General features: G+C 74.1%; 21 protein-coding genes and 1 tRNA gene. 14 read left to right on the forward strand and 8 right to left on the reverse strand.

The genetic code is table 11. The annotated features are described in order from the left end of the window. Nucleotides 1-317 precede the first annotated feature (317 nt). The 4 genes from ABZ934_RS10945 (at nt 318) to ABZ934_RS10960 (ending at nt 3,092) form a co-directional block, all read left to right on the forward strand. The gene (locus tag ABZ934_RS10945; RefSeq protein ID WP_361311269.1) at nt 318-638 is read left to right on the forward strand and encodes a hypothetical protein; all 321 of its coding nucleotides are present in this window, start codon (nt 318-320) and stop codon (nt 636-638) included. A gap of 376 nt (nt 639-1,014) precedes the next feature. After that, complete coding sequence (locus tag ABZ934_RS10950) at nt 1,015-2,181, forward strand: helix-turn-helix domain-containing protein (protein ID WP_136214349.1); 1,167 nt, start codon at nt 1,015-1,017, stop codon at nt 2,179-2,181. A 139-nt stretch (nt 2,182-2,320) separates the two neighbouring features. After that, nucleotides 2,321-2,923, forward strand: coding sequence for an oligoribonuclease (gene orn, locus ABZ934_RS10955; RefSeq protein ID WP_361311272.1), 603 nt, complete (start codon nt 2,321-2,323; stop codon nt 2,921-2,923). 96 nt (nt 2,924-3,019) lie between these two features. Next, a tRNA-His gene (locus tag ABZ934_RS10960) sits at nt 3,020-3,092 on the forward strand. A 95-nt stretch (nt 3,093-3,187) separates the two neighbouring features. Here ABZ934_RS10960 and ABZ934_RS10965 read toward each other — a convergent pair. Then, nucleotides 3,188-4,213, reverse strand: a complete 1,026-nt coding sequence (locus tag ABZ934_RS10965; protein WP_361311275.1) for a LacI family DNA-binding transcriptional regulator — start codon at nt 4,211-4,213, stop codon at nt 3,188-3,190. 114 nt (nt 4,214-4,327) lie between these two features. Here ABZ934_RS10965 and ABZ934_RS10970 point away from each other — a divergent pair, with 114 nt between their 5' ends. The 4 genes from ABZ934_RS10970 to ABZ934_RS10985 all read left to right on the forward strand — a co-directional run bounded on the left by ABZ934_RS10970 (nt 4,328) and on the right by ABZ934_RS10985 (nt 8,796). Next, nucleotides 4,328-5,659: an extracellular solute-binding protein gene (locus ABZ934_RS10970; RefSeq protein ID WP_361311276.1), complete on the forward strand. Its 1,332-nt coding sequence runs from the start codon at nt 4,328-4,330 to the stop codon at nt 5,657-5,659. Nucleotides 5,660-5,741: 82 nt separating this feature from the next. Next, the gene (locus ABZ934_RS10975; RefSeq protein WP_361311407.1) at nt 5,742-6,641 is read left to right on the forward strand and encodes a sugar ABC transporter permease; all 900 of its coding nucleotides are present in this window, start codon (nt 5,742-5,744) and stop codon (nt 6,639-6,641) included. A 5-nt stretch (nt 6,642-6,646) separates the two neighbouring features. After that, nucleotides 6,647-7,462, forward strand: coding sequence for a carbohydrate ABC transporter permease (locus ABZ934_RS10980; protein WP_361311409.1), 816 nt, complete (start codon nt 6,647-6,649; stop codon nt 7,460-7,462). Between the two features lie 5 nt (nt 7,463-7,467). After that, nucleotides 7,468-8,796 (forward strand): GH1 family beta-glucosidase, encoded by a 1,329-nt coding sequence (locus tag ABZ934_RS10985; RefSeq protein ID WP_361311278.1) that lies wholly within the window; start codon nt 7,468-7,470, stop codon nt 8,794-8,796. 54 nt (nt 8,797-8,850) lie between these two features. Here the strand turns inward: ABZ934_RS10985 and ABZ934_RS10990 are convergent, their stop codons facing one another. From ABZ934_RS10990 to ABZ934_RS11000, 3 genes are all read right to left on the reverse strand, one after another. Further along, nucleotides 8,851-9,183, reverse strand: a complete 333-nt coding sequence (locus ABZ934_RS10990; RefSeq protein WP_361311281.1) for a DUF3303 family protein — start codon at nt 9,181-9,183, stop codon at nt 8,851-8,853. 65 nt (nt 9,184-9,248) lie between these two features. Then, a complete protein-coding gene (locus ABZ934_RS10995; protein ID WP_361311284.1) occupies nt 9,249-10,631 on the reverse strand; it encodes a HAMP domain-containing sensor histidine kinase in 1,383 nt (460 codons plus the stop codon). 10 nt (nt 10,632-10,641) lie between these two features. Beyond that, nucleotides 10,642-11,328 (reverse strand): response regulator transcription factor, encoded by a 687-nt coding sequence (locus ABZ934_RS11000; RefSeq protein WP_361311287.1) that lies wholly within the window; start codon nt 11,326-11,328, stop codon nt 10,642-10,644. A gap of 78 nt (nt 11,329-11,406) precedes the next feature. On the opposite strand from ABZ934_RS11000, the gene ABZ934_RS11005 reads away from it, so the two are divergent. Together ABZ934_RS11005 and ABZ934_RS11010 are read left to right on the forward strand one after the other, a co-directional pair. Further along, the gene (locus ABZ934_RS11005) at nt 11,407-11,952 is read left to right on the forward strand and encodes a hypothetical protein (RefSeq protein WP_361311290.1); all 546 of its coding nucleotides are present in this window, start codon (nt 11,407-11,409) and stop codon (nt 11,950-11,952) included. Between the two features lie 44 nt (nt 11,953-11,996). Continuing rightward, entirely contained in the window at nt 11,997-13,583 is a 1,587-nt protein-coding gene (locus ABZ934_RS11010; RefSeq protein WP_361311293.1) for an AMP-binding protein, read from the forward strand. On the opposite strand, the gene ABZ934_RS11015 is transcribed toward ABZ934_RS11010, so the two are convergent. Together ABZ934_RS11015 and ABZ934_RS11020 are read right to left on the reverse strand one after the other, a co-directional pair. Then, entirely contained in the window at nt 13,580-14,446 is an 867-nt protein-coding gene (locus tag ABZ934_RS11015) for a fused MFS/spermidine synthase (RefSeq protein ID WP_361311296.1), read from the reverse strand. The two genes, ABZ934_RS11010 and ABZ934_RS11015, sit on opposite strands and share 4 nt — an antisense overlap. A 67-nt stretch (nt 14,447-14,513) precedes the next feature. After that, on the reverse strand, nt 14,514-14,957 hold the full coding sequence (locus ABZ934_RS11020; RefSeq protein WP_361311299.1) for a hypothetical protein: 444 nt from the start codon (nt 14,955-14,957) through the stop codon (nt 14,514-14,516). 244 nt (nt 14,958-15,201) lie between these two features. On the opposite strand from ABZ934_RS11020, the gene ABZ934_RS11025 reads away from it, so the two are divergent. Continuing rightward, nucleotides 15,202-16,527, forward strand: coding sequence for a tetratricopeptide repeat protein (locus ABZ934_RS11025; protein ID WP_361311301.1), 1,326 nt, complete (start codon nt 15,202-15,204; stop codon nt 16,525-16,527). Between the two features lie 16 nt (nt 16,528-16,543). Here ABZ934_RS11025 and ABZ934_RS11030 read toward each other — a convergent pair whose 3' ends face one another. Together ABZ934_RS11030 and ABZ934_RS11035 are read right to left on the reverse strand one after the other, a co-directional pair. Then, complete coding sequence (locus ABZ934_RS11030) at nt 16,544-16,885, reverse strand: VOC family protein (RefSeq protein WP_361311303.1); 342 nt, start codon at nt 16,883-16,885, stop codon at nt 16,544-16,546. A 60-nt stretch (nt 16,886-16,945) separates the two neighbouring features. Continuing rightward, entirely contained in the window at nt 16,946-17,542 is a 597-nt protein-coding gene (locus tag ABZ934_RS11035; protein WP_361311306.1) for a histidine phosphatase family protein, read from the reverse strand. Nucleotides 17,543-17,745: 203 nt separating this feature from the next. Between ABZ934_RS11035 and ABZ934_RS11040 the strand changes: the two genes are divergently transcribed. From ABZ934_RS11040 to ABZ934_RS11050, 3 genes are read left to right on the forward strand one after another with little or no spacing between them, the layout of a single operon-like run. Then, nucleotides 17,746-18,936 carry a hypothetical protein gene (locus ABZ934_RS11040; protein WP_361311308.1) on the forward strand — a complete coding sequence of 397 codons (1,191 nt, stop codon included), beginning with the start codon at nt 17,746-17,748 and terminating at the stop codon, nt 18,934-18,936. Further along, nucleotides 18,924-20,546 (forward strand): hypothetical protein, encoded by a 1,623-nt coding sequence (locus ABZ934_RS11045; RefSeq protein WP_361311310.1) that lies wholly within the window; start codon nt 18,924-18,926, stop codon nt 20,544-20,546. The genes ABZ934_RS11040 and ABZ934_RS11045 overlap by 13 nt, the downstream gene beginning before the upstream one ends. After that, nucleotides 20,543-21,874: an AAA domain-containing protein gene (locus ABZ934_RS11050; protein ID WP_361311313.1), complete on the forward strand. Its 1,332-nt coding sequence runs from the start codon at nt 20,543-20,545 to the stop codon at nt 21,872-21,874. Before ABZ934_RS11045 ends, ABZ934_RS11050 begins: the two co-directional genes overlap by 4 nt. The last annotated feature ends 29 nt before the right edge of the window (nt 21,875-21,903 follow it).

Raw genomic sequence — 21,903 nt, forward strand, 5'->3', positions numbered from 1 at the left:
TACGGCGACACCCTTGTCCTGCACAGGGCTTGCCGCCCTTGAGGAGCGTCCCAGGGAGCATGCCCGAGGGGCGGCGCGTTGGCAATGGCGGCTGTCCCCTACAGCCAGTGACGGAAGCGCGGCGCGCCACCCGTGCGCGCAGTGACCGAGCCCCGCCGCCCGCCGTTGGACAAGGGTCCGACCGTCCAGGAAGAGCCCGCAGGGAGTACGACGTGCCCGGCCATCCGGATCACCCCGTCCAGCCCGCTCCGCCGACGCAGCCCACCCGGTCCGCCGGACGGGGAGCCCGTTTCGCCCCTTCTCCCGTTCACCGTTCCGTGCGGTCCGCGCGGCACTCCCATGACGACCCGGCGGGTGAGGTCGTGCGCTGGGCCGCGTTCAGTTGTCTGCTCGTCCCCGTGGTCCTGGTCGTCTACGGGACCTCCTTCGGCGGGGCCGCCGTCGCGACGCTCGGCCTGGCGGCCGTCACCGCCGCCTGCCGGGCCCTGTTGCGGCAATCGGAGAGGGCGGAGCGGGCCGCGGCGCGGGTCCGCACCGAGGAGGCCTCCGGGTCCGGCCACCGCGGCCGGCACTCGCGCGGCGGGGCCGGTTCGCACCGCGGCTGTCACGCTCCCGGCGCGATGTCCCCGCACGACTGACCGGTTCGCACGTACACACCCACCTGTTTTCGGCCAACTTCCCGGCAGGGTCCGTTCCTTGCCGGAATGTCCCCCCAACCCCCCTACCACCAGCGACGACGGAGCGTCGACGGGCTCTCGACCCCATGAGTACTGGCCATGGCCGGACCGAGCGCTTCCTGAACGGGTAGCGGAGTGGAACGCTTACTGATCGAATGCTTTTCGCCAAGTTGCCAAGTCGACATAGCGCTGCGTGCTGAACTTGTCACGCCGACACCACGGGACGCAGTAGATTCGATCATGTATTTACGGCGGGGGATCCACGTGCAAGGCCGAGGGGAAACGTGCAGGTGCGACCAGACCAAGGAGTCGCGACACCCAAGGGGGGCTTAGCGCCATGAGCCAGGATTCCACCGCAGTCGTCGCGGACGCGGGCCGGAAGCTCGCGGGGCGTCGCCGCAGGGAGATCGTCGCGGTGCTGCTGTTCAGCGGCGGACCGATCTTCGAGAGTTCCATTCCACTTTCCGTGTTCGGCATCGACCGGCAGGACGCGGGAGTTCCACGCTACCGACTACTCGTGTGCGCAGGTGAGGACGGTCCGCTGCGGACCACCGGCGGACTCGAACTGACCGCGCCGTACGGGTTGGAGGCGATCGCCCGGGCAGGCACGGTCGTCGTTCCGGCCTGGCGCTCCATCACCTCACCGCCGCCTCCCGAGGCGCTCGACGCACTGCGTCTGGCGCACGAGGAGGGGGCCCGGATCGTCGGACTGTGCACGGGGGCCTTCGTGCTCGCCGCCGCCGGTCTGCTCGACGGCCGGCCCGCGACGACGCACTGGATGTACGCGCCGACGCTGGCCAAGCGGTACCCGTCCGTCCACGTCGACCCGCGCGAGCTGTTCGTCGACGACGGCGACGTACTGACCTCCGCGGGCACCGCGGCCGGAATCGACCTGTGCCTGCACATCGTGCGCACGGACCACGGCAGCGAGGCGGCCGGGGCACTGGCCCGCCGGCTCGTCGTCCCACCGCGCCGCACCGGCGGCCAGGAGCGCTACCTCGACCGGTCACTGCCGGAGGAGATCGGCGCCGACCCGCTGGCCGAGGTCGTCGCCTGGGCGCTGGAACACCTCCACGAGCAGTTCGACGTGGAGACGCTGGCCGCCCGCGCCTACATGAGCCGGCGCACCTTCGACCGCCGGTTCCGTTCGCTCACCGGCAGCGCGCCGCTCCAGTGGCTGATCACCCAGCGGGTGCTCCAGGCGCAGCGGCTGCTGGAGACCTCCGACTACTCGGTCGACGAGGTCGCCGGGCGCTGCGGGTTCCGTTCGCCCGTCGCGCTGCGCGGTCACTTCCGGCGTCAGCTGGGGTCGTCCCCGGCCGCCTACCGCTCCGCCTACCGGGCGCGCCGGCCGCAGGCCGACGTACCGCACGTGGCCGAGCTGTCGGGTGGTCCGGTGCCGCACCAGCGCACCCCGCAGCGGGCGGCGGCGGCCCTGGCCGCGGCCGGTCCGACGGTAACCGAGCTGTACTCCCCGGGGCGGGTCCTGCGCGAGCACGCGTAGCCCGTACCGCGAACGCGCGACGAAGGTCCCCCACATCGGCCGTCCCCGATGTGGGGGACCTTCGCGTCGCGCGGCTTACCGAGTGCCGGGTGGGCCGGACCCGGCCATGATCCGGCGGACACCCCCTAAGCTGGGGCCCATGAACGATCGCATGGTGTGGATCGACTGCGAGATGACCGGGCTCTCGTTGACGGACGACGCACTTATCGAGGTGGCCGCACTGGTCACCGACTCGGAGCTCAACGTGCTCGGCGAAGGCGTGGACATCGTGATCCGCCCGCCGGACGCGGCCCTGGAGACCATGCCCGACGTGGTGCGCCAGATGCACACGGCCTCCGGCCTGCTCGACGAGCTGGCCGGCGGAACCACCCTGGCGGACGCCGAGGCGCAGGTCCTGGCGTACGTGCGGGAGCACGTCAAGGAGCCCGGCAAGGCGCCGCTGTGCGGGAACTCGGTCGGCACCGACCGCGGTTTCCTGCTGCGGGACATGGCCGCGCTGGAGTCGTACCTGCACTACCGGATCGTGGACGTGTCCTCGGTCAAGGAGCTGGCGCGCCGCTGGTACCCGCGGGCCTACTTCAACAGTCCGCCGAAGAACGGCAACCACCGGGCGCTCGCGGACATCAAGGAGTCCATCGCCGAGCTGCGCTACTACCGCGAGGCGGTCTTCGTCCCGCAGCCCGGGCCCGACTCGGACACGGCGCGCAGCATCGCCGCGAAGTACGTCGTAGCCGGCGAGTAGCACCACCCGGGGACGGTGGCGGGGAAAGGGGGGAGCGAGCACCCTCCCGGACCCTGTACCCTTTTCTTCGGCCGGTCGCTCAGGCGACCGGGCATGGTGGGTGTAGCTCAGTTGGTAGAGCACCTGGTTGTGGTCCAGGTGGCCGCGGGTTCAAGTCCCGTCACTCACCCTGTGGGAAGGCCCCGGTACGCGGAAGCGGCCGGGGCCTTCCGCATGTCGGCCCCCCTGCGCGCCGTGCGCCCGGTGCGCCTTCCGTCCGGCGCCTCAGGACGACTCCCGGACCACCAGTTCGGTCGGCAGGACCACGGCGGTGTCGCCCGGGCCGCCCGCGATCCGTTCCAGCAGCAGCCGTGCCATCGTCCGGCCCATCTCCTCGATCGGCTGGCGGACGCTGGTCAGCGGGGGGTCCATGTGCCGGGCAACCACCGAGTCGTCGAAGCCCACCAGCGCCACGTCCCGCGGTGTCCGGCGGCCCGCCGCCCGCAGCTCCAGGCGGGCGCCCGCCGCCATGACGTCCGAGGCGGCGAAGACGGCGTCCAGGGCCGGCCGGCGCTCCAGCAGCTCCCGCATGGCCCGGCGGCCGCCCTCCTCGGTGAAGTCCCCCGTCGCGATCAGCGACTCGTCCGCGGGGTGCCCGGCTGCGGCGAGGGCCTGCCGGTAGCCGTCGAGGCGGCACTGGGCCCCGTACACGTCCAGCGGCCCGGTGATGGTGGCAATCGCCCGCCGGCCCCGCCCCAGGAGGTGGCGGACCGCTCCGGCGGCGCCCGCCAGGTTGTCGGAGTCCACGCAGGGCAACGTCTCGTCGGCCGAGCGGCGCCCGCTGATCACCGCCGGGATGCCCAGTTCGGTCAGCAGCTCCGGCAGCGGGTCCCCGGCGTGTACGGAGACCAACAGCACCCCGTCGACGCGGTGCCCGGAGAGGTACTGGGCCAGCCGCCTGCGCTGCCGCTCGCCGCCCGCGAGGGTGAGCACCAGTTGGACGTCGGTCTCGGCGAGGGTGGCGCCGACGCCGCGCACGACGTCGGAGAAGTAGGGCTCGGCGAAGAAACGGGCCTCCGGCTCGGGTATGACGAGGGCGATGGCGTCCGTACGGTTGGCGGCGAGGGCGCGGGCCGCGCGGTTGGGCACGTATCCGAGTTCGGCGACGGCGGCCTCCACGACAGCCCTGGTGTGCTCGCTGACCTTGGAGGATCCGTTGATCACCCGGGAGACCGTGCCGCGCCCCACGCCGGCCCGCACCGCGACTTCCTCCAGGGTCGGCCGTCCCCCGCTGCGCCCTTGCCCGCTCATGGCTTCCTCCCGGCTGTGAATCTACCTCTTGACCGCCTCTTGACGGCGGTGGGAGCGCTCCCACACTGTGGCACACGACACCCGGCACGTCCTGTCCTTCCCAGGAGGATCCCGATGCGAGCCCGATCCCGGCCCCACACCCCCACGTCCCTCAGAGCCCTGGCCGTCGCCGCCGTCGCGGCCCTGCTCCTCGCGGGCTGCTCCCAGGACCCCGCCGAGCCCTCGGAGCAGGGCTCGGCGGCCGGCGGCAAGGCGACGACGACCCTCACCGTCGGGGTGTTCGGCGCCTTCGGGCTCAAGGAGGCCGGCCTGTACGACGAGTACATGGCGCAGCACCCGGGCGTGCGGATCGAGCAGACCTCCATCGAGCGCAACGAGAACTACTACCCGCAGCTCCTCACCCACCTGGGCACGGGCAGCGGCCTCGCCGACATCCAGGCCGTCGAGGTCAACAACATCGCGGAGATCACCTCGACGCAGGCGGACAAGCTGGTCGACCTCGGCAAGGCACCGGGGGCGGACAAGGCGGCGTACCTGCCGTGGAAGTGGGCGCAGGGCACCGCCAAGAGCGGTGCGACCGTCGCCCTCGGCACCGACATCGGCCCGCAGGGCATCTGCTACCGCAAGGACCTCTTCGCGGCGGCCGGGCTGCCCACCGACCGGGCGGCGGTGGGCGCGCTCTGGGCGGGCGACTGGAACAAGTACCTGGAGACGGGCAAGGCGTACAAGGCGAAGGCGGGCGACGGCCAGGCGTTCGTGGACTCGGCGTCCGGTGTGATGGCGGCGGTCACCGGCGGCAACGCCCAGCGGTTCTACGACGAGCAGGGCAAGGTCGTCTACAAGACGAACCCCGCGGTGCGCGGGGCCTTCGACCTGGCGGCCCGGTTCGCCTCCGAGGGGCTGAGCGCGAAACTCCAGCAGTTCACCCCGGCCTGGGACCAGGGCTTCTCCAACGGCAGCTTCGCGACGGTCTCCTGCCCGGCCTGGATGCTCGGCTACATCCAGGACAAGACGGGCCCGGCGGGCAAGGACAAGTGGGACGTGGCGGCGGCCCCGAAGCCGAGCAACTGGGGCGGCTCGTTCCTGGTGGTGCCCAAGGCGGGCAAGCACGCCCAGGAGGCGGCGAAGCTGGCCGCCTGGCTGACGGCGCCGGCGCAGCAGGCGAAGCTGTTCGAGAAGCGCGGGAGCTTCCCCAGCGCGAGCGCCGCGTACAAGCTGCCGACGGTGGCGGGGGCGCACCACGCGTACTTCGGCGACGCGCCGATCGGAGAGATCTTCGCCCGTGCGGCCGAGGGCGTGCCGGTGACGGTGCTCGGCCCCAAGGACCTGGTCATCGCGCAGAACCTGGCGGACATCGGAATGCTCCAGGTCGACCAGAAGGGCCGGTCGGCGCAGGAGGGCTGGGACGCCGCGGTGGCGGCGATCGACAACGCCCTGGACCAGTGAGGCGGCGGTGACCGACGAGACCGTCCTCCTGTCGCCCGCGTCCTCCCCCTCGGCGGGGGCGGACGCGGGCGGCCGGGGCCAGGTGTGGCGCTCGCGCCGCTACCGGTGGGACCTGCGGCTGAGCCCGTACGCCTTCGTGGCGCCCTTCTTCCTCTTCTTCACCGCCTTCGGGCTCTTCCCGCTGCTCTACACGGGGTGGGCGGCGCTGCACCAGGTGGAGCTGACCGCCCCGGACTCGATGAGGTGGGTGGGGCTGCGGAACTTCACCCGGCTGTGGGACGACGCGTTCTTCTGGAACGCGCTGCGCAACACGGTCACCATCGGGCTGCTGTCGACGGTGCCGCAGTTGTCGATCGCGCTGGGCCTGGCGCATCTGCTCAACTACCGCCTGCGGGGCTCGGCGTTCTTCCGGGTCGCGGTGCTGACCCCGTACGCGACGTCCGTCGCCGCCGCCACGCTCGTCTTCGTGCTGCTCTTCGGCCGGGACTACGGCATGGTCAACTGGGCGCTGTCGGCGGTCGGGATCGGGCCCGTCGACTGGCAGAACGGCACCCTGGCCTCCCAGGTGGCGGTGTCCACGATCGTGGTGTGGCGGTGGACCGGCTACAACGCGCTGATCTACCTGGCGGCCATGCAGGCCATCCCCGGTGACCTGTACGAGTCCGCCGCGCTGGACGGCGCCTCGCGGTGGCAGCAGTTCCGGCACGTGACGGTGCCCTCCCTGCGGCCGACGATCTTCTTCACCTGTGTGGTGTCCACGATCGGGGCCACCCAGTTGTTCGGCGAGCCGCTGCTGTTCAACGGCGGTTCGGGCGCCACGGGCGGCTCGGACCACCAGTTCCAGACGCTGGGCCTGTACCTGTACGAGCAGGGCTGGGTGAACCTGCACCTGGGGCGGGCGTCGGCGATCGCGTGGGCGATGTTCCTGATGCTGTTGCTGGTCGCGGGCGCGGCCCGGCTGGTGCGGGGAGGGTCCCGGTGAAGGTCATGCGGGCGGGCAAGCCCACGTACGTCGTCCTGGGACTGTTCACCGCCGGCTCCCTCTTCCCGCTGGTGTGGACGGCGATCGCGGCCTCCCGCACCAACACCCGGCTGGCGCAGACCCCGCCGCCGTTCTGGTTCGGCGGGAACCTGGGCCGCAACCTGTCGATCGCCTGGACCGACGCCCGCATGGGCACCGCACTGCTGAACACGCTGGTGGTCGCGGGCACGGTCGCGGCGGGGACGGTGCTGCTGTCCACCCTGGCGGGCTTCGCGTTCGCGCGGCTGCGGTTCCGGGGCAGCCGCGGGCTGTTGGCGCTGGTGGTGGCGACGATGCTGATCCCGCCGCAGTTGAGCGTCGTACCGCTGTACATGCTGATCGCCGAGTTGTCCTGGACGGACCGGCTCCAGGCGGTGATGCTGCCGGCGCTGGTGTCCGCCTTCGGGGTGTTCTTCATGCGGCAGTACCTGACGCAGGCGCTGCCGGTGGAGCTGGTGGAGGCGGCTCGGACGGACGGGGCGAGTTCGCTGCGGATCGTGTGGCACGTGGTCTTCCCCGCCGCCCGCCCGGCGATGGCGGTGCTGGGGATGCTCACCTTCGTGATGACCTGGAACGACTTCTTCTGGCCGATCATCGCGCTGACGCAGAACGGCAGCCCGACGGTCCAGGTGGCCCTGACGGGCCTGGGCCGCGGCTACATCCCGGACCAGTCCGTGATCATGGCGGGTGCGCTGCTGGGCACGCTCCCGCTGCTGCTGGTGTTCCTCATCTTCGGCCGCCAGATCGTCGGCGGCATCATGCAGGGGGCGGTGAAGGGTTGAACGCGATGGAGTTCCCCGAGGGGTTCCTGTGGGGCGCGGCCACGGCGGCGTACCAGATCGAGGGCGGCGCCGAGTCGCGCGGCCCCTCCATCTGGGACACCTTCTGCCGCACCCCGGGCAAGGTGCACGGCGGTGACACCGGGGACGTGGCGGCTGACCACCTGAGGTTGTGGCGCGAGGACGTGGCACTGATGGCCGAACTGGGGCTCACCGCCTATCGGTTCTCGGTGTCCTGGCCACGGGTGCGCGCGGGCGGCATCGGCTTCTACGACGCGCTCGTGGACGAGCTGCTGTCGTACGGGATCCGGCCCTGCCCGACGCTCTACCACTGGGACCTGCCGCAGGAACTGGAGGACGCGGGCGGCTGGCCGCAGCGCGAGAGCGCCTACGCCTTCGCCGCCTACGCGGAGCAGGTCGGGCGGGCGCTGGGGGACCGGGTCGGGATGTGGACGACGCTCAACGAGCCCTGGTGCAGCGCCTTCCTGGGCTATGCCTCCGGGGTCCACGCGCCCGGCCGCACCTCCCCCGCCGACTCGCTGCGCGCGGCGCACCACCTGAACCTCGCGCACGGCCTGGCGGCGAGCGTCCTGCCCTCGACGGCGCGGGTCGGCATCACGCTCAACCCGAGCGCGGTACGGCCGATGACGGACTCCGAGGCCGACGCGGACGCCGCGCGCCGGGTCGACGCGCTGGCGACCCGGATCTTCACCGGGCCGCTGTTGCACGGCGCCTATCCGCAGGACCTGCTGGAGGACACCGCGAAGGTGACGGACTGGGCGTTCCTGCGGCCCGGCGACGAGGCGCTGATCCGACAGCCCCTGGGCTTCCTCGGGGTGAACTACTACACGCCGGCGGTGGTGTCGGGGTGCGCCGCCCCGGGCGGCCCCCGCGCGGACGGCCACGGCTGCGCCGACCACTCGCCCTGGCCGGGCGCGGACACGGTGGCCTTCCACCAGCCGCCGGGCGAGGTGACCGACATGGGCTGGGCCGTCGACCCGACGGGCCTCCACGACCTGCTGGTGCGCTTCGCCCGCGAGGCGCCGGGCCTGCCGCTGCTGGTCACCGAGAACGGCGCCGCGTACGCCCCCGACCTGCACGACCCCCGGCGCATCGGGTACCTGCGCGAGCACCTCGTGGCGGTGCACCGCGCGATCGGGGACGGGGCCCCGGTGGAGGGCTACTTCCTGTGGTCGCTGATGGACAACTTCGAGTGGGCCTACGGGTACGCCAAGCGGTTCGGCATCGTCCACGTCGACTACGAAACCCAGGTCCGCACCCCGCGCTCCAGCGCCCGCTGGTACGCCGGTGTGGCCCGCAGCGGCCGGCTCGACTGAACGGATGTGCGAGACGGGTGTTCCGCCGCCTGCCCGCGGCGGCGGGACCGCGGTTCAGCGCCCGATGGCCTGGAGGCCCTTGGTCAGGTCCTCGGCGGTCATGACGGGACAGATCTCCATCTCGGCGCCCAGCTGGCTGAACAACTCGTCGCCGATCGCCGGAAGCTGCGAGCTGTCCTGCATGTCGAACACGATCCAGCACGAGCGGACGCCCTCGGAGAGGCCGAAGTAGGCGGACTCGGGCTTGAGCATCTCCAGCAGTTTGCGCATGGCCTGGGGAAGAGCGCCGCTCTTGATCGATTCATTGGTGGCGGCGGTGTCCATGTGGGCGCGGAGCATGACGCGCATCGGGGCCCCTTCGGTGGTGGTGACGGGTCGGTCCTTCACGGCCACCCTCGGGGCCGGTCCCGGGGGCGGCAAGCGGTGGGCCGCCGTCCGGGCGCGCCGGCCGTCTACTTGGCCCCGCGTCCTTTGCGGCGGCTGCGCCGGTCCTCCGCCCGCGCCCGCCCGTCCAGCGCGATCCACATGCGGACCTCGGTGCCGCCGAGCACCGAACGGCCCAGTCGGACGTCCCCGCCCGTCGACTCCGCGACCCGGCGCACGATGTCCAGGCCGAGCCCCGTGGAGCCGTCCCGGCCGCCGTCGTTGCCGCGCCGCAGGGCCGCGTCCGGGTCGTCGATGCCGAAACCGGCGTCCGACACGAGGACGATGACGGCGTCACCCGCGTCGTGCACGTCGACCGCGAAGGGCGTCCCCTCGGGGGTGTGCCGGAAGACGTTGCCCAACAACGCGTCCAAGGCGGCCGCCAGCTCTGGCCGGGCCACCGGAATCCGTACGGGACGGTCCACCCCGGCGAGGCGGACCTCGCGCCCCTCGTCCTCCGCGAGCGCCGACCAGAACGCCATCCGGTCGCGGATCACCTCCGAGGCGTCGCAGCCCGCCCCCGCCCCCGCCCCGGGACCGCCCGCGCCGGCCGGGGAACGCTGCTCCCGGGCGGTACGGATGATCGTGTCGACCTCCCGCTCCAGTTGCTCCACGGCCTCCCGCGTCTGCTCGGCGGCCGGGCCGTCCCCGAGGGAGGCCGCGTTGAGCCGCAACACCGTCAGCGGCGTCCGCAGCCGGTGCGAGAGGTCGGCGGCCAACTCCCGCTCGTTGGCGAGGAGCTCCACCACCCGGTCGGCCATCGCGTTGAACGCGACGGCCGCCGAGCGCAGCTCCTTGGGCCCCTGCTCCGGCACGCGCACCCCGAGCCGCCCCTGCCCCAGCCGGTGCGCGGCGTCCGCGAGCCGTTCCGCCGGGCGCACCAGGCGGGCGCCGAGCCGGTCCGCGACCGCCACCGAGCCGACGATCAGCGCGAGCCCCACCCCGGCCAGCACCAGCCAGGCGGTGGTGACTCCGTTGCTGACCTCGCGCTCCGGTACGTAGATCTCGATGACCGCGATGTCACCGGAGCCGAGCGCGGTCGGTTGGAGGAGCGCCGATCCGCCGCCCGCCACCGAGGCGGTCGTGGCCCGGCCCATCCGCCGGGTCTCCTCCACGGCGTGCGGGCCCGCCCAACCGGCGCCGATGTCCACCGCCACCCGGTCGCCGATCGGCGGGACGTGGACCGCCATCCGCTGGGCGGCTCCCATCTGCGTGGACTCGACCGCCTTGCGCAGTTGGACGGGGTCGGTGGTGATGGACAGGGTCGGCGCCATGCTCGCGGCCTGCCGCTCCGCGTTGGAGAACGCCCGGTCGCTGGCCATCTCCCGCACCACCAGCCCGAGCGGGACGGCGAACGCGATGACCACCATGGCGGTGACGGCGAGGCACACCTTGACCAGCGCCCACCTCACGGCCGCCGCCTCACCGCGGTGCCTCCAGCTTGACGCCGACCCCGCGCAGGGTATGCAGGTAGCGGGGGTTGGCGGCCGTCTCGCCGAGCTTGCGGCGCAGCCAGGACAGGTGGACGTCGATGGTCTGGTCGTCCCCGTACGCCTGCTGCCACACCTCGGCGAGCAGCTCGCGCCGGGCCACGACGACGCCGGGCCGCCCGGCGAGGAAGGCCAGCAGGTCGAACTCCCGGCGGGTCAGGTCCAGTACCGCCCCGTCGAGCTCGGCCTGGCGGCGCAGCGGGTCGATGGCGAGCCCGCCGACCCGCAGGACGCGCGGGGGCGGTTCGGCGCCGGCGGCGCGGGAGCGGCGCAGCACGGCGGCCATCCGGGCGGACAGGTGTTCCACCGAGAAGGGTTTGGTGAGGTAGTCGTCGGCGCCGTCGTTGAGCAGGCGGACGATCTCGGCCTCGTCGTCCCGGGCGGTCGCGATGATGACCGGTACGTCGGTGATGCCGCGCAGCATCTTCAGCGCCTCGGACCCGTCGAGGTCAGGCAGGCCCAGGTCCAGGATGACCACGTCGAAGCGGTGGTGGGCGACTTCCCGCAGGGCCTCCAGGGCCGTACCGACGCTGCGCACGGCGTGGGAGGCGTCGGTCAGGTGCCGGATGAGGGCGGAACGTACGAACTGGTCGTCCTCGACCACGAGCACACTTGCCATGGCGGCACCGTAGTCCATTCGGGCTACCGGGCGGGGTGTCGGTCGACCCTTGGGACGCGTGGTGCAGTATGTGCCCTCATGCACCGGGGTCTTCTGCACACGTTCGCCTGGACGCTCGCCACGGGGGCGGCGGTGACGCTGTCGTGGTGGGGCGTCCACACCGTCATGTCCGGAACGGCCTACGATCCCCCGCGCGCCGTTCCGCTGGCCGCGCTGCCGCTGTCGTCCTCCACGTGGGGCTCGCAGACGCCCGCGGCACCGCCGTCGCCCTCCGGTACGCCGTCGCCGTCGCCCGGGTCCCCTTCGCCGTCCGCCTCCGCTCCCGCCTCCGTGACGCTCCCGCCCTCCGCCGCCGAGCCGAAGTCCTCGCCGCCGCCCCGCCGGGCGGCGGCGGGGGAGTCAGAGGACGTGAAGGGGTACACCGTCTCGGGCGGCCGGGTCGTCTTCGACCTCGGCGCGACCTCCGCCGAGCTGGTCTCCGCCACGCCGGCGGGAGGTTGGCGGATGCAGGTGTGGAAGCAGGACTACTGGATCCGCGTCACCTTCACCCGGGACGGCCGCGAGGCATCGGTGTTCTGCACCTGGTACAACGAGGCGCCGCGCGTGCAGGTCGACGAACGGTAGGGATACGGTCGCCCCGGGCGCGGCGAACGACGGGAGCGGTGGGCATGGGCGGTGGGGCGCGGTACGTCACGGAGTTGGTCGGCGCGTGCGAGCGGTACGCCGGGCGGCCCGCGATCGGCGCCGGTGCGGTCCTGCTCTCGTACGCCGACGTGCTGACCCTGACCTACCGGCTGGCCGGCGCCCTGGAGGAGCTCGGCGTGCGGCGCGGGACCGGGCTGGCCTGTGTGACGGCCGGGAACCCGTACGAGGCGCTGCCGGTGCGGCTGGCCGCGCACGTGCTGGGGGCGCGGCTGACCCAGGTGAGCGTGGGGCCGGCCACCCACGGCCTGGACTTTCTCCTGCGGGACTGCGAACCGGTCCTGGTGGTCCACGACACCCCCGTTCCGGACACCGGCGCCGCGCGGATCACCCTGGCGGGGCTGCTGGAGCGGGCCGCCGCCCGGGAGGCCCGGCCGGTGCCGGTGCGGGCGCGTGAGGAGGACGTGGCCCGGGTGACCTACACGGGCGGCACGACCGGGCGGCCCAAGGGGGTCGCGTCCACCTTCGCCGCGCTGGCGGCCCGTGACGGCGCCCGCGGCGCGGAGACCGTGTACCTGTCGGTGACCTCCCTGGCCCAGCGCTCGGGGGGCCGCTGCCTCGAACAGCTGCGTGCGGGGGGCCGTTCGCAGATCCTCGGCGGCCCGTTCGACCCGGGCGGGTTCGCCGCCGCCTGCCGGCGGCTGGGGCCGGTCTCCACCTACCTGACGACCTCGATGGTGTACCGGCTTCTGGACCACCCGCCGACCGCCCGGGGCGTGCCCGGTCTGGAGCGCGTCTCGTACGGTGACTCCCCCATCGCCCCCGAACGGCTGCGGCAGGCGCTGACCCGCTGGGGCCCCGGGGTGCGCTGGCGCCAGGGGTACGGGATGAACGAGGCCGGGGTGATCTGCCGCCTCTCGGAGGCGGACCACGACGCCGCCCGGACCACCCGCCCCGAGTTGCTCGCGTCGGTCGGGCGGCCCGCGCCCGGCGTCGAGGTGGAGGTGCGGGGTGCGGACGGGACGACGGTCCTCGGGCCCGGGGCCACCGGTGAGGTGTGGGTGCGCTCCGGGACGGTGATGGCCGGCTACTGGAGGCGGCCCGACCTGACGGCCGAGGTGCTGCGCGACGGCCGGCTGCGCACGGGCGACCTCGGGCACCTCGACGCGGACGGCTACCTGTACCTGGACGACCGGGTCAAGGACGTGGTGATGGTGGACGGCGAGAACATCTACTGCGGCCCGGTCGAGGCGGCGCTGAGCCGGCACCCCGCCGTGGCCGAGGCCGCGGTGGTCGGCCGGCCGGACGCCGTCACCGGCGAGCAGGTGTGCGCCTTCCTGGTCCCGGCCGCCGGGCACGCCCCCACCGACGGGGCCGCCGCCGGGGCGTGCGCGCGGGTGGCCGCCGAACTGGCCCCCGACCACCGGCCGACGGCGGTGTTCTGGCTGCCGGCCCTGCCGCTGACGGACCGCGGCAAGCCGGACAAACGCCGCCTGCGCGCCAGGGCTGCCGCCGCCGGGAGCGGGGCCGGGGGCGCCGCCGGGAGCGGGGCCGGGGGCGCCGCCGGGAGCGGGGCCGGGGGCGCCGCCGGGAGCGGGGCCGGGGGCGGCTAGCGGAACACCGAGGGAGGGGGCTCGGGCGAGGCCACCGCCGAGGCGTCCGCGACGGGGGCCGCGCCGCCCGCGAAGTCCGCCAGCGCCCGGCCGTGCTCGACCCGCCCGGGATGCGGGTCGCTCGCCACCCTTCGGGTGAACTCGGCGACGGGCAGCTCCCGGTCGGCGGCGACGAGCACCGCGTTGCCGAAACGTTTCCCCCGCCACACCACCGGGTCGGCCGCCAGCGCCAGTTCGCCGAAGCGGGAGGCGGCGGTGGCGATCTGGCCCCGCAGATGGGTGAGCGGCGGCCCGTCCGTCAGGTTCGCCACGTACCACCCGGTGGGCGCCAAGGCCCGGCGCACGTCGTCCAGGAACTCGGTGCTGGTCAGGTGGGCGGGGGTGCGGGAACCGCTGAACACGTCCGCGATGACCAGGTCCGCCCAGCCGTCCGGCACCTTGGCGAGCCCGGCCCGCGCGTCCACCGCCCGGATGCGGACGCGCGCCTGCGGGTCCAGCGGCAGGTGTTCCCGTACGAAGGCCACCAGGGCGGCGTCGATCTCCACCACCTGCTGCGTGGAGCGGGGACGGCTCGCGGCGGTGTAGCGGGCCAGGGTCAGGGCCCCGCCGCCCAGGTGCACCACGTTCAGGGGGCGGCGGTCGGGCGCGACGAGGTCGATGAGGTGGCCGATGCGCCGCTGGTAGGCGAAGTCCAGGTGGAGCGGATCGGCCAGGTCGACGTGTGACTGCGGGGCCCCGTCGAGGAGCAGCGTCCACGCCCGGGCGCGTTCGCGGTCGGGTGCCAGCTCCGCCCGGCCGCCGTCCACCTGCGCGACGACCGCCTCGCCGGTCCCGCGCCGCTTGTCCCTGCTCTTACCGGCCATGGCCCCAGTATGACCGGCGCGTATGACGCCGGGCCCGGGCCTCCCGATGTCTTGGCCGGTCGGCGCCTCAGCGGCAGTTGTCCGCCGCCTCGATCAGCCGGGCGGCCTCGCCGAGCGCGGCGCGCAGCACGTCGGGGTCGGTGACCGGTCCCACGGCCTCCGGCGGGAGCAGCCAGGCGGGGTCCCCGGCCGCCGGCGGGGCGTCCGCGGCGCCGCCGGCCAGGTCGCCGAAGCGCATGCCCCGCCCGTTGGTCTGCGTACAGGCGCTGCCCGGCAGGTCCCAGGCGTCGGCGGTACCGGGCGGGACGAGGAAGCCCAGGGTGTCGCCGGAACCGTCGTGCAGGACGGGGCCGACGCCCGGAGCGGTGTGGCCGGTCGCCCGGCGGATGATGTCGACCGCCTCCAGACCCTGGCGGGTGGGTACGGTCACCAGATCGGGCGCGTCGGCCGGTCCTCCCGCCGTCAGGGCTGCGCCCGGCCGTGGCGCGGTGTTCGTTCCAGTGCTCTCCATGCCGCCCTCCATCAAGGGAACCCCTCCTCGATCCGCGTACGAGCCACTCCGCATGGGTTCAACGCGGCGGAACGTCAACGGGTGCGGCGCAACGATGCCGCAAAGGATGGCAGTTCATGGCGGATCACGGGTGAGATATCCGTTTTGTAGGCAAACATCGCATGAACGGTCCTCCAGCGGCGGTACGTTCATGCCCGCCGGGCACCAGCGTCTACACAGCCCGAAGTCCAGAGAGGTCACGTCCATGGCGGCGTCCCCCCACTCACCCAACACCGCCTTCCGGCGGCTGCGCGGCGCCCACTCCCCCGCCGAGTTCGCGGCCATGGTGCGCCGCGCGGCACGCGAGATCGGCGAAACGGTTTCCTGCGACGCCCGTTACATCGGCCGGGTCGAGTCCGGGGAGATCCGCTGCCCCAACTACGCCTACGAGCGGGTGTTCCTGCACATGTTCCCCGGTCGCACACCGGCCGATCTCGGGTTCTTCCCGCGCGAGTCGGTGCGCGGGCGCTCCGGACGGCGCACCGCACCGGCGCCGACCGCCCCCACCCCCTTCGTCCCCCGTTCCAAGGAGAGTGACGTGCTGCGTCGCGCGTTCATGGCCGGCGGCTCCGCGACCGTGGCGGCCGCGACGCTCGGCCTCACCGTGCCCGGCGACCCGCGCCGGCCGTCGTCCCGGGCCGGCGCGGCGGAGGCCGCAGCCGTCGAGGACGCCGTACGCCAGATCCGGCTGCTCGACGACCGGCACGGGGCCGACGCCCTGTACCGGCGAGCGGCCGAACCGCTGCGCGCCGCCTACGCGTTGCTGGACGCGGGGGCAACCCGCCAGTCGACCGAGGACCGGTTGCACGCGGGCGCCGGGGAACTGGCCGTCTCGGTGGGCTGGCTGGCCCACGACTCAGGTCGTTTCGAGGACGCCCGCTCGCATTACGCGGAGGCGTTGGCGACGGCCCGGGTGGCGGGGAACGCGGCCCTGGAGGCGCACGCCTTCAGCAACATGGCGTTCCTGGCCCGCGACTGCGGGCGGGCGCGCGAGTCGGTGCGCGCCGCCCAGGCGGGCCGCCGCGCCGCGCGCTCGCTGGGTTCCCCGCGGCTGCTGTCGCTGCTCGCGCTGCGGGAGGCGGGCGGCTGGGCGGGGCTGGGCGAGCGGAAGTCCTGCGAGGAGGCCCTGACGCGGGCGCACGCGGAGTTCGCGCGGGGGGAGGCGAGCGCCGACCCGGAGTGGATGAGCTTCTTCGGCGAGGCCGAACTGGAGTCCCTGGAGTCCCGCTGCTGGGCGGCGCTGGGGGAGCACGCGCGGGCGGCCCGGCACGCCCGGCGCGCGGCGGACCTCCAGGACCCGCACTTCGCGCGGAACGTGGCCTTCTACACAGCCGAACTCGCCGGTGACCTGGCCCACGCGGGGGCGCCCGACGAGGCGGCCTGGGCGGGCGGCCGGGTGCTGGACCTGCTCGCCGAGGTCCAATCGACGCGTATCCGCTCCATGCTGGCGACGACGGCCCGCACCCTGCTCCCCCACCAACGCTCCCCGCGCGTGGCCGCGTTCCTCTCCCGCCAGGCGGCGCCGTTCTGACGCTGCGGCGCGCGGATCAGGCGCCGACGTACTCGTACACCGCGCCGTCGGGATGGCGCAGGACGGCCCGCCGCCCATTGGGCGTGTCCGTCGGCGCCCCGACCAACTCCGCCCCGGCCTCCACCCCGGTCGCCACCACCGCGTCGAGGTCGGCGACGCCCAGGGTGGCCGAGACCCCGGCGAACCGTGCCGCGACCTCCGGCGGTCCCGTGAACAGCGGGAACGGTCCCACGCTCGCCAGCTCCAGCCCCGCGAAGGCGAACCGGGCCGGCGTCTCGCCCGTCAGCTTCTCGTAGAAGGGCAGGGCCCGTTCGAGGTCGTCCACTCGGCGCCGCAGCACCACGGAAGTGATCGTCATGCGTTGATCCTCGCAGCCGAATCCCGATGACGATATGGCGCACACGGCACTTGGGGCGCTCTAGCCGTCCAGGTGTCCCGTGTCGTTCCAACGTTCCAGCGCGGGGGCGCCGTACGCCCAGCCCAAGACCGACAGGGACGTGGGGTCCAGGCGGATGCGGGCGCCGAAGGAAGCCTCGAAGCCGAGCCAGCGGGCGGCGAGCGTGCGCAGGATGTGGCCGTGGGCGAAGACGAGGACGTCCCGCTCGGCCGAGCGGGCCCAGGCGACGACCTCGTCCGCGCGGGCCGCGACATCGGCGACGGATTCGCCGCCGGCCGCCCCGTCGCGCCAGATGAGCCAGCCCGGCCGGACCGCCTGGATCTCGGCCGGGGTCATGCCCTCGTAATCGCCGTAGTCCCACTCCATCAGCGTGTCCCACGGCTCGGCCTGGGCCCCGAAGCCCGCCAGGTCACAGCTCTCGGCGGCCCGGACCAGCGGGCTGGTGCGTACCTCCAGGCCGCGCAGGCCCGCCCACGGGTCCCGGGCCAGTCGCTCGCCGAGCAGCTTCGCGCCCCGCCGACCCTCCTCCAGCAGCGGCACGTCCGTGCGTCCGGTGTGCTTGCCGAGCTGGGACCACGCCGTCTGGCCGTGGCGGGCCAGCAGGATGCGGGGGGCCATGTGCTTTTCTCCCGGTCCGGGTGGATGGATTGACCGATGTACGGAAAGCTCCCGTATCCGTACGGATGCGTCCGTCCATCATCCACGACGCGGCGACGGGGCACCGCGCCGCGTCCACCCCACCGGCCACCCTTCCCGAGCGACGCAGCCGGATTTCGGACGGAGGGCCACGATTGTCAGTGGCGGATGGGACACTTCCGCCCGTGAGCTCCTACCCGCCCCGCGTCCCTTCGCAGACGACACCGCAGCAGACCCCCCTGCGGCAGCGGCTCGCCGACCTGCGCGGGCCGGCCGTGCCGCCCCGCCCGCTCGACGCCCGGGCGCTCGCCGCGCTGGCCGCCAACCCCGGCTGCGGCAGACGGGCCCTGCTCGACGGCGCCGGCGTGGACAAGACGGCCCTGGCCTCGGCCCTCGGCTCGCCCTCCGCCTTCGGGCAGTCACAGTTCGCGATCATCCGGGGCAACTCGTTCGAGGCCAAGGTCAAGGGCGACGGCGGAGCGGAGCTGCTGCGCCTGGTGCACGAACGCCTCGGCGCCGGAACCGAGCCGCCCGGCCCGCCCGGCCCGGCCGCCCTCGTCCCCGACCTCACCGCCGCCGGACCCCAGGGCCGGGCCGCCCGCACCGCGCTCGCGCTGCGCGAGGCGACCGCCACCGGCGCCTGGACGCTACTGGACCACCCGATGCTGGCCCTGGAGGTGGCGGGCTCCCCCGCGTACCTGGAGCCGGACGCCGTCGTGGTGCACCCCGACGGCCGCTGGACGGTCGTGGAGATCAAGTCGTTCCCGATGATCGACGGGAGCGCCGACCCGGCGAAGGTCGGCGCCGCCGCCCGGCAGGCCGCCGTGTACGTCCTGGCCCTGGAGGGCACCGCCGAGAAGCTGCCCGGGGCCACCGTGGGCCACGAGGTGGTGCTGGTCTGCCCCAAGGACTTCTCCAACCTGCCGACCGCCGCGCTGGTCGACGTCCGCCGGGAGCGTGCCGTCACCCGGCGCCAGTTGGAGCGGCTGACCCGGGTCGAGGAGCTGGCCGCCCTGCTGCCCGAGCACCTGTGCTTCGATCCCGCGCGGTCGGCCGAGGATCTCACCGAGGCCGTCTCGGCGGTCCCCGCCTCCTACGCGCCCGAATGCCTGGCCGCCTGCGAGCTGGCCTTCCACTGCCGGCAGCGGGCCCGCGCCGCCGACGAGGTGGGCGCGCTCGGCCGGTCCCTGCGCGCCGAGCTGGGCGGGCTGACCACCGTCGAGGGGGCCCTGGCGGCCGCCGGCGGTGCCGGGCCCGCCGAGGACCCGACCGCCGCCGCGCTGCGCCGGGCCGCCCGGCTGCGGGCCGAGGCGTTGGCACTCGCGTCCGCACGCACCCCGTCACCGGACCCGGAGGACTCCGCATGCCCCTGCTGAACACCCTCGCGCGGCTCGAGGCGGTCCGCTCGGGCCGGGCCGAAGCCCTGGCGACCGTACGGCACCGGCATCTGAGCGAACGCCCGCTGGTCCTCGTACCGCTGACGACCTCCGGCGAGGCCGGTGCGCCGCTCGGCGCGCTGGTCGGCACCGACCGGGACGACCCTTGCCTGCTGGTCATACCGCAGCCGCGAGACCGGGACCTGCGCTGGGAGTTCCTGGCGGAACTGGCCCGGCAGGTGATGCCGTACATCGACGGGTACGCGGACGTCGTCGAGCCGGCCGAGCGCACCGAGACCGACCCGGAGACCGGCAAGCGGGTCAAGGTGGAGACCGAGCTGTGCGTGGACGCGCCGCAGCTGATCGTGCCGAGCCGGGCGGGCGTGGAGTACGTCCGGCTGCTCGGGCGGTCGATGCGGTTCCGGCGCACCGCGGAGGAGGACCCCGAGAACCCCTACCCGGTACCGACCCACGTCCCGCTGCTGGGCCGCTGGTTCACCCACCTCGCGGAACGCTCGCGGGTGCCCGGTTCCGCCCTGCTGCTGTCGGCGACCGAGCTGCTGTCCCGGCACTGGGCGACCGGGCAGAGCAGCGTCGAGGACCAGCACCTGGGGGCGCTGCTGGCCTGGATCGCGCCGCCCGAGGGGGAAACCGGGGCACGGGCCGCGCTGCGCGCGGAACTGGCCCGCGACCGGGACGGGCAGTTGCTGGTCCCGCCCGCCGGCCCCGCCACCGACCCCGCCTTCGACAACAAGCTGCTGGCGCCTGCGATGGCCCGCTATGACGCGGCGCGCGCCGCGGGCACCGAGGGCGCCGAGGGCGCCGAGGGCGCCGAGGGCGCCGAGGGGAAGGCGACCGACCGGGGCGCCGTCGAACGGGCCGAGCGGGTGGTGCGCGAGCTGGTCGACGCGCAGTTGCGCCCCACCTGGGACGCCGTGTGGCGCTCCCTGGACCTGCTGCGCGCCCTGCCCGCCGGGGAGCGGACCGAGGAGCGGTGGACCCGCGACCGCTGGTCGTACACCGGCCACCGCGACCGCGTACGGGCGGGCGAGCCGCCGCAGCCGCGCCGCGACGACGCGGTGACGGCGGCGCAGAAGCTGGCCACGCGGGAGACGGAGCAGGTCCGGCTCGACGCCCAGGAGGCGCTGGACGACCCCCTGGTGATGGCCGGCCGCCGCCTCGCGGGCGAGGCGTTCGCCGGCGAGGTGACCGAAGTGACGATGGAGTGGACACAGTCGGCGCGCCCCCGCCCGAGACCGCTGGTCACCGTGGTCACCGAGGACCGGCCACAACTGACCGACGGGAGCGGCGTGAAGGTGTTCCGTTCGCTGGACGGGCGCCCGCAGGCCGCCGAGTTCGTACGCTTCGACGAGGCCGGGGGGATCGTGCTGCGCCTGCTCGACAAGATGGGCCCGGGCCGGGAACCGGCGCCGGGCACGGTGCCGGAGAAGGGCGACCGGCTCTGCTGGACGCTGTTCGAGCACGATGCGCGCGGCGGCCCGAAGCTGCCGGATCCGGAGCGGACCCCGTGGACCCACGGCGGCCCGCCCGGTTCGGCGACCGTCGCGCACCCCCTCCCCGACCCCGTCACCGAGGGAGACATCCTTTGACCGCCTTCGACCCGGGGGCGGCGGCCGCCCGGGCGACCGCCGCCATCCTGCACGACACCCTGCACGGCACCGACCGGGGTGTCGTCGTCGACTCCCCGCCCGGGGCCGGAAAGTCCACGCTGGTGGTGCGGGCCGCGCGCGAACTGGCCGCCGCGGGACGCCGGCTGATGGTGGTCGCGCAGACCAACGCCCAGGTGGACGACCTGGTGCTGCGGCTGCACGACAAGGACCCCGAGCTGAAGGTCGGCCGGTTGCACAGCAGCGAGGGCGACGCCTACGACCCGGCGCTGCGCGAACTGCCGTCGGTCACCCTCTCGGCGAAGCCCGGCGACCTCACGGAGCTGCCGATCACCGTGTCGACGGCGGCGAAGTGGGCGTACGTGAAGGACGCCGAACCGTGGGAGCACGCCATCGTGGACGAGGCGTACCAGATGCGCTCGGACGCGCTGTTGGCCGTGGCGGGGCTGTTCGAGCGGGCGTTGTTCGTGGGCGACCCGGGGCAGTTGGACCCGTTCAGCGTGGTCGGCGCCGAGCAGTGGGCGGGGCTATCCTACGATCCCTCGGCCTCGGCGGTGTCCACCCTGCTGGCGCACAACCCGCACCTGCCGCAGCACCGGCTGCCGGTGTCGTGGCGGCTCCCGGCGTCGGCGGCGCCGCTGGTCTCGCGGGCCTTCTACCCGTACAGCCAGTTCCGCAGCGGTACGGGTCCGGGCGAACGGCGGCTGTCGTACGGGGTCGCCTCCGACGGGTCGGGCCCGGATCGGGTGCTCGACGAGGCCGCCGCGTCGGGGTGGGGCCTGCTGGAGCTGCCCGCGCGGCACACGCCGCGTACCGATCCGGAGGCGGTCGCGGCGGTGGCACTGGTGGTCCGTCGGGCGTTGGACCGGGGGGCGGTGACGCAGGACGAGCACCCCGGCGGTCCGACCCCGCTCACCCCGGACCGGATCGCCGTGGGCACCGCGCACCGTGACCAGGCGGCCGCGGTCCGCGCGGCGCTGGCCGGCCTGGGCGTCGCGGGCGTCACCGTGGACACCGCGAACCGTCTCCAGGGCCGCGAGTACGACCTCACGGTGGTCCTGCACCCCCTCTCGGGCCGCCCCGACGCCACGGCCTTCCACCTGGAGACGGGCCGCCTGTGCGTGCTGGCCTCCCGCCACCGGCACGCCTGCGTGATCGTGGCCCGCGCGGGCGTCGCGTCCCTCCTGGACGACCACCCGTCGACGGAACCGGTCCAACTGGGCGTGACGGTGAAGTTCCCGGACGGGTGGGAGGCGATGATGGCCACCTGGGACTTCTGGTCCGACCACCGCATCCCCTGGCGCCCGTAACGCCGGACGGAGTCCGGCACGCCGCCGCA

Origin of the sequence: Streptomyces sp. NPDC046557 (assembly GCF_040645975.1) — a bacterium.
GTDB lineage: Bacteria > Actinomycetota > Actinomycetes > Streptomycetales > Streptomycetaceae > Streptomyces.

Coding starts and splice junctions, on each gene's coding strand:
- ABZ934_RS11005 (WP_361311290.1), top strand. CDS start 11,407: ATGCACCGGGGTCTTCTGCACACGTTCGCCTGGACGCTCGCCACGGGG.
- ABZ934_RS10980 (WP_361311409.1), top strand. CDS start 6,647: ATGCGGGCGGGCAAGCCCACGTACGTCGTCCTGGGACTGTTCACCGCC.
- ABZ934_RS11010 (WP_361311293.1), top strand. CDS start 11,997: ATGGGCGGTGGGGCGCGGTACGTCACGGAGTTGGTCGGCGCGTGCGAG.
- ABZ934_RS10950 (WP_136214349.1), top strand. CDS start 1,015: ATGAGCCAGGATTCCACCGCAGTCGTCGCGGACGCGGGCCGGAAGCTC.
- ABZ934_RS10970 (WP_361311276.1), top strand. CDS start 4,328: ATGCGAGCCCGATCCCGGCCCCACACCCCCACGTCCCTCAGAGCCCTG.
- ABZ934_RS11000 (WP_361311287.1), bottom strand. CDS start 11,328: ATGGCAAGTGTGCTCGTGGTCGAGGACGACCAGTTCGTACGTTCCGCC.
- ABZ934_RS10965 (WP_361311275.1), bottom strand. CDS start 4,213: ATGAGCGGGCAAGGGCGCAGCGGGGGACGGCCGACCCTGGAGGAAGTC.
- ABZ934_RS11030 (WP_361311303.1), bottom strand. CDS start 16,885: ATGACGATCACTTCCGTGGTGCTGCGGCGCCGAGTGGACGACCTCGAA.
- ABZ934_RS10985 (WP_361311278.1), top strand. CDS start 7,468: ATGGAGTTCCCCGAGGGGTTCCTGTGGGGCGCGGCCACGGCGGCGTAC.
- ABZ934_RS11015 (WP_361311296.1), bottom strand. CDS start 14,446: ATGGCCGGTAAGAGCAGGGACAAGCGGCGCGGGACCGGCGAGGCGGTC.
- ABZ934_RS11045 (WP_361311310.1), top strand. CDS start 18,924: ATGCCCCTGCTGAACACCCTCGCGCGGCTCGAGGCGGTCCGCTCGGGC.
- ABZ934_RS11035 (WP_361311306.1), bottom strand. CDS start 17,542: ATGGCCCCCCGCATCCTGCTGGCCCGCCACGGCCAGACGGCGTGGTCC.
- ABZ934_RS11025 (WP_361311301.1), top strand. CDS start 15,202: ATGGCGGCGTCCCCCCACTCACCCAACACCGCCTTCCGGCGGCTGCGC.
- ABZ934_RS11020 (WP_361311299.1), bottom strand. CDS start 14,957: ATGGAGAGCACTGGAACGAACACCGCGCCACGGCCGGGCGCAGCCCTG.
- orn (WP_361311272.1), top strand. CDS start 2,321: ATGAACGATCGCATGGTGTGGATCGACTGCGAGATGACCGGGCTCTCG.